Annotated in this window: 14 protein-coding genes; 7 read left to right on the top strand and 7 right to left on the bottom strand. The window is 37.2% G+C overall.

The genetic code is table 11. From position 1 onward, the window contains the following. Positions 1-15 precede the first annotated feature (15 nt). Both LB465_RS10580 and LB465_RS10575 read right to left on the bottom strand, forming a co-directional pair. Complete coding sequence (locus LB465_RS10580) at positions 16-780, bottom strand: oxygenase MpaB family protein (RefSeq protein WP_224469833.1); 765 nt, start codon at positions 778-780, stop codon at positions 16-18. Positions 781-790: 10 nt separating this feature from the next. Then, the gene (locus LB465_RS10575; protein WP_224469832.1) at positions 791-1,081 is read right to left on the bottom strand and encodes a hypothetical protein; all 291 of its coding nucleotides are present in this window, start codon (positions 1,079-1,081) and stop codon (positions 791-793) included. 74 nt (positions 1,082-1,155) lie between these two features. Here LB465_RS10575 and LB465_RS10570 point away from each other — a divergent pair, with 74 nt between their 5' ends. Then, entirely contained in the window at positions 1,156-1,992 is an 837-nt protein-coding gene (locus LB465_RS10570) for an endonuclease/exonuclease/phosphatase family protein (protein ID WP_224469831.1), read from the top strand. Between the two features lie 104 nt (positions 1,993-2,096). Here the strand turns inward: LB465_RS10570 and LB465_RS10565 are convergent, their stop codons facing one another. The 4 genes from LB465_RS10565 to kdsA all read right to left on the bottom strand — a co-directional run bounded on the left by LB465_RS10565 (position 2,097) and on the right by kdsA (position 6,781). Beyond that, entirely contained in the window at positions 2,097-2,954 is an 858-nt protein-coding gene (locus LB465_RS10565; protein WP_224469830.1) for a universal stress protein, read from the bottom strand. Positions 2,955-2,970: 16 nt separating this feature from the next. Next, on the bottom strand, positions 2,971-4,590 hold the full coding sequence (locus tag LB465_RS10560; RefSeq protein WP_224469829.1) for a BCCT family transporter: 1,620 nt from the start codon (positions 4,588-4,590) through the stop codon (positions 2,971-2,973). Positions 4,591-4,613: 23 nt separating this feature from the next. Beyond that, the gene (locus tag LB465_RS10555) at positions 4,614-5,768 is read right to left on the bottom strand and encodes a hypothetical protein (protein WP_224469828.1); all 1,155 of its coding nucleotides are present in this window, start codon (positions 5,766-5,768) and stop codon (positions 4,614-4,616) included. Positions 5,769-5,962: 194 nt separating this feature from the next. After that, positions 5,963-6,781, bottom strand: coding sequence for a 3-deoxy-8-phosphooctulonate synthase (gene kdsA / locus LB465_RS10550; RefSeq protein ID WP_224469827.1), 819 nt, complete (start codon positions 6,779-6,781; stop codon positions 5,963-5,965). Positions 6,782-6,924: 143 nt separating this feature from the next. Here kdsA and LB465_RS10545 point away from each other — a divergent pair, with 143 nt between their 5' ends. From LB465_RS10545 to LB465_RS10530, 4 genes are all read left to right on the top strand, one after another. Continuing rightward, positions 6,925-7,410 carry a DinB family protein gene (locus LB465_RS10545; RefSeq protein ID WP_224469826.1) on the top strand — a complete coding sequence of 162 codons (486 nt, stop codon included), beginning with the start codon at positions 6,925-6,927 and terminating at the stop codon, positions 7,408-7,410. Between the two features lie 40 nt (positions 7,411-7,450). Further along, positions 7,451-7,648, top strand: a complete 198-nt coding sequence (locus LB465_RS10540) for a hypothetical protein (RefSeq protein ID WP_224469825.1) — start codon at positions 7,451-7,453, stop codon at positions 7,646-7,648. Between the two features lie 143 nt (positions 7,649-7,791). Continuing rightward, on the top strand, positions 7,792-9,591 hold the full coding sequence (typA, locus tag LB465_RS10535) for a translational GTPase TypA (RefSeq protein WP_224469824.1): 1,800 nt from the start codon (positions 7,792-7,794) through the stop codon (positions 9,589-9,591). Between the two features lie 89 nt (positions 9,592-9,680). Continuing rightward, on the top strand, positions 9,681-9,944 hold the full coding sequence (locus tag LB465_RS10530) for a YgjV family protein (RefSeq protein ID WP_224469823.1): 264 nt from the start codon (positions 9,681-9,683) through the stop codon (positions 9,942-9,944). On the opposite strand, the gene LB465_RS10525 is transcribed toward LB465_RS10530, so the two are convergent. Next, complete coding sequence (locus LB465_RS10525; RefSeq protein ID WP_224469822.1) at positions 9,941-10,624, bottom strand: cell division ATP-binding protein FtsE; 684 nt, start codon at positions 10,622-10,624, stop codon at positions 9,941-9,943. The genes LB465_RS10530 and LB465_RS10525 overlap by 4 nt on opposite strands. A gap of 161 nt (positions 10,625-10,785) precedes the next feature. Between LB465_RS10525 and LB465_RS10520 the strand changes: the two genes are divergently transcribed. Together LB465_RS10520 and LB465_RS10515 are read left to right on the top strand one after the other, a co-directional pair. Continuing rightward, positions 10,786-13,803 carry a tetratricopeptide repeat protein gene (locus LB465_RS10520; RefSeq protein ID WP_224469821.1) on the top strand — a complete coding sequence of 1,006 codons (3,018 nt, stop codon included), beginning with the start codon at positions 10,786-10,788 and terminating at the stop codon, positions 13,801-13,803. Positions 13,804-13,843: 40 nt separating this feature from the next. Further along, positions 13,844-15,562 (top strand): TonB-dependent receptor, encoded by a 1,719-nt coding sequence (locus LB465_RS10515; RefSeq protein WP_317198436.1) that lies wholly within the window; start codon positions 13,844-13,846, stop codon positions 15,560-15,562. The last annotated feature ends 94 nt before the right edge of the window (positions 15,563-15,656 follow it).

Raw genomic sequence — 15,656 nt, 5'->3', positions numbered from 1 at the left:
TACTGATTATCTGGTTTATGCACTTTGCCTGTCCAATGAATTTATCTCTGCTTTATATTCAGATGGCAGAATAAGTGATTTAAGAAGTCCGTCTAATTTTATACTTCGGCTAATTTTATATGCCGGGATGACCGGGCTTAAGAATGAAAAGCTTCGCAAATTTAAATATTGGCGAACGCTAACGGGAGTGATAAGGCTTTGTGTTTCCAGTAAAAGCTGATAACGTACCAGCCCCAAATGTTTGCGATATTGCTTGTAAAGATCCCTGGTATATTTACCATATTCCAGGTCTTGCTCAAGATGACTTTGCCGTATCGTTTCAAATTCTCTCAAATTTTGAGGCAAATCTCTTAAGTTCATTCTTTTTCCAACCCGCCAGAAAACATCAAAAACTTCTTCCTTCTCAGAAATATTAAGTTTGCGTTCCAGGGTTTCAAAAGACCTGATGGAATAATCTATAAGCATGAAAAGTACATCACGATAAGCCCAGTCCGGAATACTTTTTCCGCGTTCGACTTCAACTGATGTGTGTATAGAGTTAATGCGATCTATTGCCTTTTGCGCAGCGTGTTTTTCAGCAAAAACTATTTCCCGGGCATAAGAAACCGTTGAAAAAAGCCTTCCTAACGGATCTTTAGGTAATTTCCTGGTAAAATAGAGCCAGTCTACAGCTTTATTAAGCGCAAACTCAGCCGAAGCACCGGCGAAAATAAAAAGAATGGTATCGCCTTTTCCCCAGATTTCCCGAACTATTGATTTTTTGTTTACAAAGTATTCCATTGATAAAAATTTAACTTCCGGCAAACGGACTTCCAAAAATTCCAACGGCCAGTTCTGCCCAAATCACAAAAAATACTGCAAGAACAATTCCACCGATTATAAGTCGGTTTTTGCTGCTGGAAACCTTTCTCAACACAAGGTTAATTCCCAGCCCGGTAACCAGGAGTAAAATTCCCATAATAATAAAATCTGAAGCAGTCCAAACCACTTCATTGCTAAACTGCATCGCAATTAACGGTATTAAAAGCAGCATTCCCACAATCAGAAGAATAATTAAAAAATTGTTGCGCTTTACTTCCATATTTTTTGCTAATAATTTAGTGAATTATGCAATTGGAATTTTGAAAATTCCGAACTTTATAGAAAATCAGGATCATGAGAACTCGAACTTTATTTCTTCTCTTACTATTCGTTCTTACGGGAACTACTTTTTATAGCCAGGAGATGGAAGTGATGAGCTACAATATTAAATATGCCAATGAGAATGATGGCGAAAATTCCTGGTCTAAACGAAAAGACCATATCACCAATCAGATAAAATTCTATGAACCCGATATTTTTGGAGTTCAGGAAGCTTTGGTGAGTCAGTTAAAACATTTTCAGTCTGAAATGGATATTTATAAATATGTTGGAGTAGGGAGAGACGATGGGAAAGAAGCAGGAGAATTTAGTGCGATTTTCTATAATTCTGAAAAGTTTGAAGTTCAGGAAGAAAATACTTTTTGGCTTTCAGAAACTCCTGATGAAATCTCGGTAGGTTGGGATGCTGCGATGGAGCGGGTTTGTACCTATGCGAAATTCAAAGAGAAAAATTCAGGGAAAATATTTTGGGTTTTTAATACACATTTTGACCACGTAGGAGAAAAAGCAAGGGAAAATAGCGCAAAACTTATCTGGGAAAAAATTTCAGCAGTAAATAAAGAAAATTTGCCGGTAATTTTAATGGGAGATCTAAATTTGGAACCCGATACAAGCGGAATTCAATTCCTTATGCAGAAGATGAATGATTCTAAAGCAGTTAGCAAACTGGATTTTGGCCCAGAAGGTACTTTTAATGGCTATAATTTTAAAGAGCCGGTAACGAGGAGAATTGATTATATTTTTGTTTCAGATAATATTGAAGTTAAGAAATATGCCGTTTTAAGCGATTCAAAAGATTTAAAATACCCATCAGACCATCTTCCGGTTTGGGTGGAAGTGAATTTTAAATAGGACCGTTTATTGAAACTACTATTCAATGTATTAGATCCTGAAACAAGCCCGCCTGAACGATCGGGCAGGTTCAGGATGACGAGTTATTGATTAAATCCTAAAACCTATTTAGAAATCCATAATGGGATCTCTGGGTTTTTTCCAAATAATTCTTCAGTCACACTTCCAACTAAAAGACTGGAAATGTTATTGGCGCCTTTATCGGCCACTATCAAAATATCAACATTATTTTTTTTTGCATATCCCAGTAGGTTACTGGCTACACTGGCCTCCCTGCCGGGAATAATTAAAGGAGTCACTTCGCCTTTGTAATCTAATTTACTTAGGAATTTTTCTCCTTTCTCCCTTGCGTGTTTTTCAATCTTGGGAGCCATAGCTTCTTTAGGAACATAGGGCGAAAATTGCACCGGAACTGAATAAACATGGGCTGCCGTCACGGGAGCCGAAGTGGCTTCCTGAAGCATCTGCGCTATATTGAAGATTTTCCTTGATTCGCGGGAAAAATCGGTTCCTGCCCAAATTGTTTTAATCTCAGGATGAAAATCTCTTGGAACAGATAGAATATCACATTTTAAAATTCGGAGCAATTTGTTACTCACAATGCCGGTGCCTTTTTTCCTGTTTTTATTTCCTACTATCACCAGATCTATATAGTATTTATTGGTGATATAATTTATTAAAGATTCGGTATAAGGATCTTCAGAAATTAGAACTTCCCATTCTGCTTTGCTGTTAAAATGGGTTTCTACTTTTTCATTGAGCTCGTCTCCAATAATTTCATCCAGATTCACATCTTTCATTTGTTCATCAAAAAGCGAAGAAATCTCGTATTTCTTAATATTATGTACAAAATATACCTTTTGAATCTTTAGCTTCTCGGATAAAAAAGAAGCGTATTTTATAATTGAATTATCAATGTCTGAAAGGTCTAAGGCAACCAGAATATTACTGAATTTTTCCATAACGCCTGTTTTTTAGTTATTCTTTATTTTTTTCTAGTTTTCTTTTTTGAACGATATCATTTATGATCTCCTCGTAATTTTCCATCTCTTTTTGTTCTTTTTTATCCTGCATTTCTACAAGATCTTCTTTTAAACCTTTGTAGAGCGAATAGCACATAATAAGCAGAATAACTGCAAAAGGCAATCCGGTTACAATGGTTGCAGTTTGCAGTGCCTGTAATCCCCCGCCAATTAATAATACCGCTGCCACAGTTCCTTCAGTAACTGCCCAAAAAATTCGCTGGCCTTTTGGAGCGTCTATTTTTCCTCCTGAAGTTAAACTGTCAATTACCAATGATCCTGAATCGGATGAGGTTATAAAGAAGCCGGCAATTAGAATAACTGCTACCACGTTTATGACCATAGAAAGCGGATAATCTTCAAAGAAAACGAATAGGGCAGTAGCAATATCATCATTTACCGCATCTATTATACTCATATCTCCGCCAAGTGCTTGTTGAATTGAAACACTACCAAAGGCCGAGAGCCAAAAAAAAGTTACTAGAGACGGAACTAATAAAACTCCTAAAATAAATTCCCTAATTGTTCTACCTTTAGAAATACGGGCGATAAACATCCCAACAAATGGCGACCAGCCAATCCACCAGCCCCAGTAAAATACTGTCCAGTCATTTTGCCAGGAACTATTGGTGAAAGTTTCACTCCAGGTAGAAATTTCAATGAAATTGAAAAGATAACTCCCGGTATTTTCAATAAAAGATCTAAAAATAAATACGGTAGGTCCAAGGATTATAGCGAGACCAAGCAGAACCAAGGCCACCCTCATATTCCATTCACTAAGAAATTTAACACCTTTATCTACTCCAAGAACTACAGAAATTGTAGCAATAAGCGTAATCCCGGCAATTAACAAGACCTGGGTGATAATTCCGCTAGGGATATTAAAAACGTGATTCAGACCTGAAGCTATTTGCTGGACTCCAAATCCTAGCGATGTCGCCAGCCCGAATAACGTCGCTAAAACTGCAAAAATATCTATCGCATCTCCAATCTTACCGTATATTTTATCGCCCAGAAAAGGATAAAAAATGGAACGGATGGTAAGTGGTAAGCCCCGGGTGTAGGTGAAATATGCAAGTGCAAGACCTACAAGTGCATAAACACCCCAGGCGTGAAAACCCCAGTGTAGAAAAGTGAAATTCATAGCTTCTTTGGCAGCGGCTACAGTTCCGGCTTCGGCTGTGGGAGGAGCTGTAAAATGCATTACAGGTTCTCCCACACTAAAAAATAATAATCCAATTCCCATTCCGGCACTAAACAGCATCGCGAACCAGGAAAGCGTTTTAAATTCAGGTTTGGCATTTGGTCCGCCTATGCGCATATTTCCAAACTGGCCTAGCGCAAGGTAGACCAGGAAAACCAGGAAGATATTAACGCACATGATAAAAAACCAGTCGGCGTTGTTTGCTACCGCGGTTTGAATATCTGCAAAAACTGTTTCTGCCTGTTTCTCAAAAATGAGGGTTAGGGCGATACTGATGATGATGATAAAAGAGGAAATGAAGAAAACGGGACCGTTTACCTCCAATCCAAAAATTGACTTTTTCTCATCGCTTCTGGTAACTTTCTTAGCCATATAATTGGTTTTCACAAATTAAATTAAAAATAGTAACCTATGTTGATGTTGAATCTTGCTTCCCATTTTGCATCGGGATTACCCGCTGCAAAATCGTCTACAAAATCACCTCCCAACCAGGAATGGTTATACCCGGCAGCGTAATCTATGTAAGTATAAACCTGCCCGGCAGTGACCAAAACCCCTGTAACATTCATATAAGAATCAGTAAAACTGCTCTTATGTTTTTGCATATAACCAAAATCATTGTAGAATTCCAAATTAGAAATGGGTCCCAGGTTTACCGGGATATTTCTGGAAATTGCGAGGGAATATAAATTAAAGTTGGCAGCAACCTCATAGGGAAAGCCATAAGCACCAAAACTTAGAGTTTCTCTGCTTTCTCCTTCGGCATTTATTGGGTTGTGTGAAGCGGTTAAAGCCTGTGCTTTTAAATTCCATCGGTTCTGAGTAATCTCATAATGAGCTGCTAGGCCGTAATGATTTCCAGTTTCTTTAGTGTCAAGATTGTAAAGACCTCCGTATTGGGCAGAAACTCCTAACCTATTCGCTGCTCTATCTCCAAATTTATAAACAAATTTTCCGTTAAATTGATTCACTTCTTTGTTTCTGCCAACCACATCATAGGAATATCGGCTGGTAGAAGATTCGGTATTGCTCCCAAATCGTAATTCCTCAGCATTTTTGAAGAAGGCAAAATGATATTCATATTTATCACCGGCGTGAATGTATTTTATCCCCATATCGTGGTCGTCTTCAAGTCCCATATAATAAGTTAGGTTGAAGAACCAATTGTGGGAATTATATTGCTGAATGCCAAATGGAACTTGTGTTAACCCAATTTGAATTTCGTCGATATCATTAAATTTATAGCCCATCCAGCCCTGTTTCATAACACCACCGCCAAAAGCATCAGAGTATAACCTGTATTCAGCATTTAAGTAGACGCCTTTGTATTTTGCGTTGAAGTTTACTCGAAAAATATCGTAACCAAAATCACCACCGCGGTTTTTTTGTCCGTCTTTCCAGGAAGAGAGGTTATAATTATAACGAAGCGCTCCACCAACAGATACTTCTGGTTCTTCCTGGGCAGTTAAGGGAGCTATTGTAAATATACAGAAAATAGCCAAACTGAATTTCCAGGAAAATACACCTCGGGAAATGGGTTGGTTTTGCATTAAGGTTTTGATTGGTTGAAATTCAAATTAAAATAAATTAAAATTAAAACCCTTAATGCATTTTGGGATTAACTTTTGTTTAGGTTTTTTAAGTAAATAGTACCCGATATTATTATGAATATTATTTCTTATTCAGAATCAGGTTTCAGTGCGACCTGGTGCGGATAATATGTAGATTTGGTGACTTTGGTTTTTTATAATTTATTCACTGTTTGCCTAATTGCTACCAAATTGCTTAATAGTTTCTCCAGGTAGTTAAGGTCTAACATATTAGCGCCATCGCTTTTTGCATTTGCAGGATCAAAATGGGTTTCTATAAATAAACCATCTACTTTGTTTACTATCCCGGCACGGGCTATAGTCTCTATCATTTCCGGTCGTCCTCCGGTAACGCCGCTACTTTGATTGGGCTGTTGCAATGAATGCGTAACATCTAAAACAGTAGGCGCAAACTCGCGCATAGTTGGAATTCCTCTAAAATCTACGATCATATCCTGGTACCCGAACATTGTTCCACGATCGGTAACCATCACCTGCTCATTATTACAGTCGGTTACTTTGGTCACGGCATGTTTCATACTTTCAGGACTCATAAATTGACCTTTTTTAAGGTTTACGACTTTTCCGGTTTCTGCCGCTGCAACTACCAGATCGGTTTGACGAACTAGAAAAGCGGGAATTTGCAGAATATCTACATATTCAGCAGCCATTTTTGCATCGCTAACTTCGTGAATATCGGTTATAGTTGGAATCTCAAAAGTTTCTGAAACTTTTCGAAGAATTTTTAAAGCTTTTTCATCTCCAATTCCAGTGAAACTATCAATTCGGCTGCGGTTAGCCTTTTTGAAAGATCCTTTAAAAACATAAGGGATTTCCAGTTTGTTGGTGATTTCCACTACTTTTTCGGCTATACGAAGGGCCATTTCTTCACCTTCAATAGCGCAAGGCCCTGCAAGCAGAAAGAAATTGTTGGCATTGATATGTTTTAACTGTGGAATCTTTTCAAGTTTCATAAAATGGGAATTAGGAAAGCAAATATAACGGAATTAAGCGGGTGTTACAATTCAAAAATAAGTGTTTTCCCGAGTTCATTTTTATGGATATGACTCCAAAGCAAGAAGTTTTTGTTGTAATTTTCCTAAGTAATCTTTGAAATATGGAACTGCAAAATCTTCTAATATCTGAACTTCAACACGAGGTAGTGCTCACTGAAAAGTTTCTAAAACGTATTCCAGCCGATAAATTGAACTGGCGACCGCATAAAAAATCGATGAATATCCGGCAATTAGCGAATCACCTGGCGGAAATTCCCAGTTGGATAACCACTACAATGGAAATGGATGAGATGGACATGGCCGGTTATAAATCTCCCGATTTTGATACTGTTGAAGAAATGATTGAATTATTACAAAATAATACCTCTGAAGCTGAAGCAGCTTTAAGAAAACCGGATAAAGAATATGAGAAAAACTGGAAAATGATGCAGGATGGAAAGGTTTTAATGGATATGCCTAAATATTCTGTACTTAGAATGATGGTGCTTAATCAATTGCCGCATCACAGGGCGCAATTAGGGGTTTACTTCAGACTACTGGATATTCCGGTGCCGGCTACTTATGGTCCATCGGCCGATGAGTGTTAAAGATCAATTTTAAATTCATAGCTTTGCAAAAATATTTGCTATGGAAGGATTAAAAGAACAGTTCAGTAACTATTATACACCAAAGCGTTTACTTATAAACGCGTTAATAATGACGGCTGCTACCATTTTCTTTATTTACCAAAGACCGGAAGAACCTTTGTTAGGCATTGGTTTTGGAACAATTGCCGCAATTTATTTTGGTTTCTTCGTTTACAAAAAGCTTAAAGCCACCTCCTAATTTTATTGATTCTTTTCTTTTAAATTAACCTATTGATTTACAGTCAGTTCAGTTGCTAATATTTTATTTTGAATAAGTAGCATTAGATACTTGTTTCTTTAAAATAAGCCGTACATTTGCAGCCTTAAAAATGAGGCGCTTATATGACAGCTATTAAAAACATCGCGATTATCGCGCACGTTGACCACGGTAAAACTACCCTGGTAGACAAAATTATGTACCACTGCCGTTTGTTCAGGGACAACCAGAACACCGGAGATCTTATCCTAGATAACAACGATCAGGAACGTGAACGTGGTATTACAATTACTTCAAAAAACGTATCGGTAGTCTATAAAGACACCAAAATCAATATTATTGATACTCCTGGTCACGCCGATTTTGGTGGAGAGGTAGAGCGAGTATTGAATATGGCCGATGGGGTTCTATTATTGGTAGATGCCTTTGAAGGCCCAATGCCACAAACTCGTTTTGTTTTGCAAAAAGCTATTGACCTTGGTTTAAAACCTTGTGTTGTAGTGAATAAGGTAGATAAACCAAACTGTACTCCAGATGAAGTACACGAAAAAGTTTTTGACCTTATGTTTGAATTGGGTGCCGAAGAATGGCAGCTTGATTTTCCAACAGTTTATGGTTCTGCCCTAAACAATTGGATGAGCGACGATCCAGATGTAAAAACAGAAAATATTGAACCACTTCTTGATATGGTTTTGGAACATATTCCAGCTCCTAAAGTTCAGGATGGTTCCCCTCAAATGCTTATTACTTCTTTAGATTTCTCTTCTTTTACAGGAAGAATTGCAATTGGAAGAGTACAACGTGGACATTTGAAAGAAGGTATGCCGGTTTCTTTAGTGAAACGTGATGGTAGTATTAAAAAGACAAAAATTAAAGAACTCTTTATTTTTGAAGGTTTAGGCCGTAAAAAAGTAACAGAAGTTCAACCGGGTGATATTTGTGCAATTGTTGGTCTTGAAGGTTTTGAAATTGGTGATACCGTTGCCGATATTGAAAATCCTGAAGGTCTTAAAACTATTGCTATAGATGAGCCTACGATGAGTATGCTTTTCACAATTAACGATTCTCCTTTCTTCGGAAAAGATGGAAAATTTGTGACTTCAAGGCATATTAAAGAAAGGCTTACCAAAGAACTAGAGAAAAACCTTGCCCTTAGGGTGAAGGAAACCGATAGTGCCGATAAATTTTTAGTTTATGGCCGTGGAGTGATGCACCTTTCTGTTCTTATTGAAACAATGAGAAGAGAAGGTTATGAACTTCAAATTGGGCAACCACAGGTAATTATCAAGGAAATTGATGGTGAAAAATGTGAGCCGGTAGAAGAACTAACTATAGATTTACCTGAAGAAGTTTCAGGAAAAGCTGTAGAAATGGTGACGATGCGAAAGGGAGAAATGCTTAGCATGGAAACCCGTGGCGAGCGAATGATTATTCAATTTATGATTCCTTCAAGAGGAATTATAGGTTTGCGTAACCAGTTGCTTACCGCTACTGCAGGTGAAGCTATTATGGCACACCGTTTTAAAGAATACCAGCCGTTAAAAGGGGGAATTCCACAAAGACAAAACGGGTCGTTGATTTCTATGGAACGCGGAAAAGCAATTCCTTATTCTATAGATAAACTTCAGGATAGAGGGAAATTTTTCGTAGATCCGGGAGAAGAAATTTATGAAGGTCAGGTAATTGGTGAAAATTCACGTCAGGATGATATGGCGGTAAATATTACCAAAACCAAGAAACTTTCTAACGTACGTTCTTCTGGTGCAGATGATAAAGCGAAGATTGTTCCTGCACTTAAGTTTTCTTTGGAAGAAGCTTTAGAATATATTCAGAAAGATGAATATGTTGAGGTTACTCCAAGCCACATTAGGTTAAGAAAGATCTACCTTACCGAGAACGAGCGAAAAAGAAATAAAATAGTTTAATAACAGTTAGCTTTAGCTAAATGTTTTATTTAGAATTATAATAGAAAAGCCCGTCATAGATGGGCTTTCTCTATTTTAAAACTTTGGGTATGAATGATTTTTTAGGTATTAGTCTTACTGAATGGATAGGTTATCTGGCCTCCTTTTTTGTAGCGATTTCTTTTTTTATGAAGAATATCATAAAGCTTAGAATTGTAAACAGCCTGGGATGTATTTTGTTTGTTATCTACGGAATTTTGATAAGTTCCTGGCCGGTAAGTATAACTAACGGAATTATTGTAGCCGTAAATTTCTACTATCTTTTTATCAATAAAAAACAGCACAGGGTAAAAGCAGATGAAGTTCAGCCTTAAACTGATTTCTGGACTACTTCAAAAACACGTTGCCCATCGCATTTTAAGGTTTTTGAAGGATATTTTAGTAATAAAGCATAATCGTGCGTAGCCATAAGAATGGTATTCCCGTTTTTGCTGATTTCCTGAAGTACTTCCATAACTTCTACCGAAGTTTGTGGATCCAGGTTCCCGGTAGGTTCGTCGGCAAGGATGAGTTCAGGATCGTTTAAAAGCGCTCTGGCAATTGCTACACGCTGCTGCTCCCCGCCGGATAGCTGATAAGGATATTTGAATCCCTTAGATTTCATCCCTACTTTATCCAGCACTTCATCTATTTTGCTATCCATACCTTTTTGGTCTTTCCAACCGGTAGCTTTCAACACAAAAAGTAAATTGTCTTTAATATTTCTATCGGTTAACAATTTAAAATCCTGAAAAACCACACCTAGTTTCCTTCTTAGAAAAGGAATGTCTTTTTCCTTAAGCGTTCTCAAATTAAAATCTACAATAGTTCCTTCGCCTTCGGTAAGTGGTAAATCGCCGTAAAGTGTTTTCATAAAACTACTTTTCCCAGTTCCGGTTTTACCAATAAGATAAACAAATTCGCCTTTGTTTATGTGTACATCTACTTCAGATAAAATAAGGCTTTCACGCTGATAAATAGCAGCGTTATTTAATTCCAGGACGGTATTAGACATAGAGTTTAAGGCTTTTCTTCAGTGTAAAAATATCTGTAAATATACATTTTTCAAAAGGCGCGGGTTTACTTTTTTTTACATTAACATAATTATCACTTTATATGAGCGTTAATAAAGCAAGGTTTAAATTATCTTTGAATCATCAACTTAAAAATCTATAAATGACACCTAACAAAAGTTTACTGTTTGTTGTTTTAATTTTCTTCTCTTTTAAAGGAATTTCACAGCGATCGGCCACCTATACACACGATCTCGCTGAATTTAACAAGGCCCTTGAACTTTATAATAATCAGCAATTTTTGGCTGCCCAAAACTTGTTTGATGAAGTAAAAGAGCAAACTGAAGACGAGAAAATTGAAGGAGATTGTGCTTATTATATTGCCAACGCGGCCGTAAGGTTAAACCAACCGGGCGCCGACAGATTGATGGAGCGTTTTGTAAGTCGTTATCCTACCAGTACAAAGACCAATTCGGCTTATCTTGATGTAGCCGATTACTATTTCCAAACCGGAAAATATTCCCTGGCCCGTAAATGGTACGATAAAGTTGATGAGAATAGCATGAGCCGCGCAGATAAAGAGCGCTTTTATTTCAATAATGGATATGCCTATTTTAGAGCAAAACAATATGACGAAGCTCGTAAATATTTAGAGCGGGTTCGTAATTCCCAGGAATTTGGCTCCCAGGCCAAATATTACATAGGTTATATGGCCTATGAGGGCGATGACTATGAAGAAGCCAACGAGAATTTTGAAGCGGTGAGTAATAACGATCGTTACAGCGAAGATCTTTCTTATTTCCAGGCCGATATGAATTTTAAACTGGGGAACTTTGAAGAGGCGATTAAACTGGCTAAAGATCAATTGCAGAGTTCTAACCGCATAGAGCGTTCACAATTAAATAAAATAATTGGGGAGAGTTATTTCAACTTAGAACAGTATGAAGAGGCTTTGCCTTACCTAACGGAATACAGCGGAGAACGCGGTAGATGGAATAATACAGATTATTACCAGTTGGGTTATGCTTATTATAAACAGGGAGATTATGAAAAAGCTATCTCTGAATTCAACAAAATTATAGACGGTAAAAATGAAGTTGCGCAAAACGCATATTATCATTTAGCGCAGTCTTATTTGGAATCTAACCAAAAGCAGCAGGCTTTAAACGCTTTTAAGAATGCCAGCGAAATGGATTTAAATCCTAAAATTCAGGAAGATGCGTATATGAATTATGCAAAACTGAGTTATGAAATAGGAAACAGTTACGAGAGCCCGTCTCAGGTATTAATCAATTTCATTGAGAAATATCCTGAATCTGAAAACAGGGCGGCTATGGAAAGTTTGCTTATAGATTCTTTCCTTACTTCAGGAAATTTTGAAGAAGCTATGCGTTTGTTGGAAAACAACCGCAATTTTAGCGATAAACAAGCTTACCAGAAAGTAGCTTACTATTACGGGCTTCAGCTATATGAAGATGGTGATTATGCAAAAGCCATCACTAATTTTGAGAAAGCACTTTCTGAGCCCAGAGACCAAAAGATAACCGCTAAAGCAACTTTCTGGAAAGCTGAAAGTGAATATAATATTAATAGAATTGATGATGCAATAATTGGTTATCGTGAGTTTGCAGGGATGAATGCCGCGCAAGGCACAGATGAACTGGAAAACCTGGATTATAACCTTGGTTATGCCTATTTCAAAAAGAATGAATATTCCAGAGCGATAGAATATTTTAAGCGTTATTCTGAAAACGGATCTAACGATGTTGCCCGTAGAAATGACGCCTTATTAAGATTAGGAGACACTTATTTTGTGAGCAGCCAATACTGGCCTGCGATAGAAGCTTATGATAAAGCACTTTCGCTAAGTGGAGATAATGATTATGCCGCTTTTCAAAAAGCAATGAGCTACGGATTTATTGACAGAAGAGATACCAAAATTTCTGAACTTCGCAGCTTTATCAATCAATATTCTCGTTCTTCTTTTAGAGACGATGCCATGTATGAGCTTGGGAACACTTATGTTTCCGCAAATAATACTTCTGAAGCATTATCTGCTTACGATCGTTTAATAAGAGAAGTGCCACAGAGTGCATTCGTGCCTAAGGCAATGCTACGCCAGGCGCTTATTCATTATAATGCTGATAATGGAAATCGTGCTCTTGAGAAGTTAAAGAAAGTGGTTAGCGATTACCCAAATACACCAGAATCTAAACAGGCGGTTTCTACCGCAAGAATGGTTTATGTAGACCTTGGCCGCACCGATGAATATGCAGATTGGGTGAGAAACATAGATTTTGTTGAGGTTACCGATGCCGATTTAGATAATACTACTTACGAATCTGCCGAAAATCAATATTTTAATAATGAATATGATAGGGCGATAAGCGGATTTGAAAATTACCTGCAACGTTTTCCTAATGGAATTCATTCCATCAACGCTAATTTCTATTTAGGGCAGTTGTATTATCGAAATGACAATAATGACAAAGCAGAAGCGAATTATCGATTTGTAGCCGATAAACCTAAAAATGAATTTACCGAAGAAGCACTTTCCAGGCTATCTGAAATATTGCTTAAAAATGAGAACTATCGCGAAGCCGTTGGTTATTTAGAAAAGCTGGAGAAACAAGCCAGCTCAGAACAAAATGTGATTTTTGCGCAATCTAACCTTATGAAATCTTATCTGGAATTAAATCAGCCTGAAAAAGCTGCTAATTATGCCGATAAGGTATTGGCTAATTCCGAGTCAGATTCAGAAGCAAGAAACGATGCCCGGGTAATTGTGGCGCGTGCTGCTTTTGCTTCAGGAAATATGAGTAAAGCAAAAAATGCTTATTCAGAAGTACAAAAAACTGCTAAAGGAGAATTGGCTGCCGAGGCTTTATATTATGATGCTTACTTTAAAAATGAAAGCAGAAATTACGAAGCTTCCAATGCGGCGGTGCAAATTCTGGCTAAAGATTTTTCCGGTTATAAACGCTGGGGGGCCAAAGGCCTGGTATTAATGGCCGATAATTTCTACGAACTGGACGATGCTTATCAGGCAACTTATATTCTGGAGAATGTGATTAATAACTTCTCTAACTATCCTGAAATTGTTCAGGAAGCCAGGGAGGAACTATCCAGAATAAAGACAGAAGAGGCAAAAACCAATTCTTCGGTAGAAGCAAATAACTAATTCAACTTTAAATCTAACATTTAAGAATTTCTATATGCAAATGTTTTCAATAAAAAGAAACCTGTTTTTAAGTCTGTTTTTAATTAGTGGGGTTCTTTTTGCTCAGGATCCTATAGACAGCGAAACTGTAACCGTAGTAAAACCATATACCCCAACAGTTAAAGATGCGAATAAAATAAAGCAAACCCCTACAGAGGCAGATTCTGTACGGACTGAAAAAAGACCGGTGCAATACAGCATCTTTTCAGTTCCCGTGGCTTCTACATTTACGCCTGCAAAAGGGCGTGCTACCACGGTAGAAAGAGAGCGACCCGTAAAAGTTTATGATAATTATGCGAGTCTTGGTTTTGGAAATTACGGCAATCTTCTGGCTGAATTTTACAGTAACCTTGAGGTGAGCCGAACTGATAATTTTGGAATCTATTTAGAGCATAACTCGTCTCAGGGCGGGATTGATGGTATTGCATTAGATGATAAGTTTTATGATACCGAGCTTAACCTAAGTTATAATTCTAAAACCCGCGATTTAGGTTGGAAAACCGAAGTAGGAGCGCAGCACCAACTCTTTAACTGGTATGGTCTGCCACAAAATGCTAATTTTAGCAATACAGAAATAAATGCTGTAGATCCTGCACAAAATTATTTCTCAGCCTATGCGGGTGGTGAAATAGAACTTTACGATTCGTTTTTTGATAATGCAAGGGCAAAATTTAGGCATACTGGGGATTCTTATTCTACTACAGAAAATCATTTTGACGCCCGTGGAACTTTTGAAGTCAATATCGCCGATGAATTAATTACCACAAATATCTATACCGATATTGTAAATGGACAAATGGGGGAACAGTTTCTGGCGACAGAAAACTATGAATATACCTTTATGAACTTCGGGATTAATCCAAGTTTATTGATTTTAAGGGACGATCTAACCATTAATCTTGGTGTGGCTTTTTTCTATAGCCAGGATGTAGAAAACAGTGATGGTAACTTTTATATTTACCCAAAAGTAACAGCCAGTTATAGATTAGGCGGTGATTATTTTACACCTTATGCTGGTTTAGAAGGTGGTTTGCAACAAAACACCTATTATAAATTTATTCAGGAAAACCCTTATGTTTCTCCAAGTTTAGAAATAAAACCAACCGACAATGAGTATAATGCTTATGTAGGTGCGAAAGGAAAATTAAGTAATAGTATTTCTTATAATTTTAGAACAGGTTATGAATCGCAATTCAATAAAGCTTTGTTTAAACGCAATGCCCAGGCGAACGATATCACAACCGAGAATTATGCCTACGGAAATTCTTTTGAAGTAGCTTATGATGATGTTAAAACCCTTTCTGTTGCCGGTGAGTTAAATGTTGATGTAAACCGAAACTTCCGTTTGGGAATTAATGCTGAATATTTTAATTACAGTACAGAAGATGAAGTAGAAGCCTGGAACCTTCCAGATTTTAAAGCCTCTCTAAATGCCGATTATCAAATTAATGAAAATTGGTATACCGGGGCCAACTTGTTTTATATTGGCGAGCGTTTTGACCAGGAAAGAGTTGCTTCAGCAGGAGAACCATCAATGAGTACAATTAGCCTTGATAGCTATTTTGATGTAAATGCTCATTTAGGCTATAGGTTTAATGACAGGCTTTCGGCATTTGCGAAGGGAAGTAACCTTTTAAATAACAATTATCAACGATGGACTAATTTCCAGGTACAGGGATTACAGGTTCTTGCAGGAGCAACGTATAAATTCGATTTTTAATAAGAAAAGCTATCTTAAAATTTAAAAAAGCACCAATTAATGGTGCTTTTTTACGTTATTAATAATATCTTCATTGAAATTATAGTTCTTAAAA

The organism is Salegentibacter lacus (assembly GCF_020164555.1).
GTDB lineage: Bacteria > Bacteroidota > Bacteroidia > Flavobacteriales > Flavobacteriaceae > Salegentibacter > Salegentibacter lacus.
The sequence above is the reverse complement of the archived record's forward strand: the minus strand, read 5'-3'. Positions and strand labels throughout refer to the sequence as shown.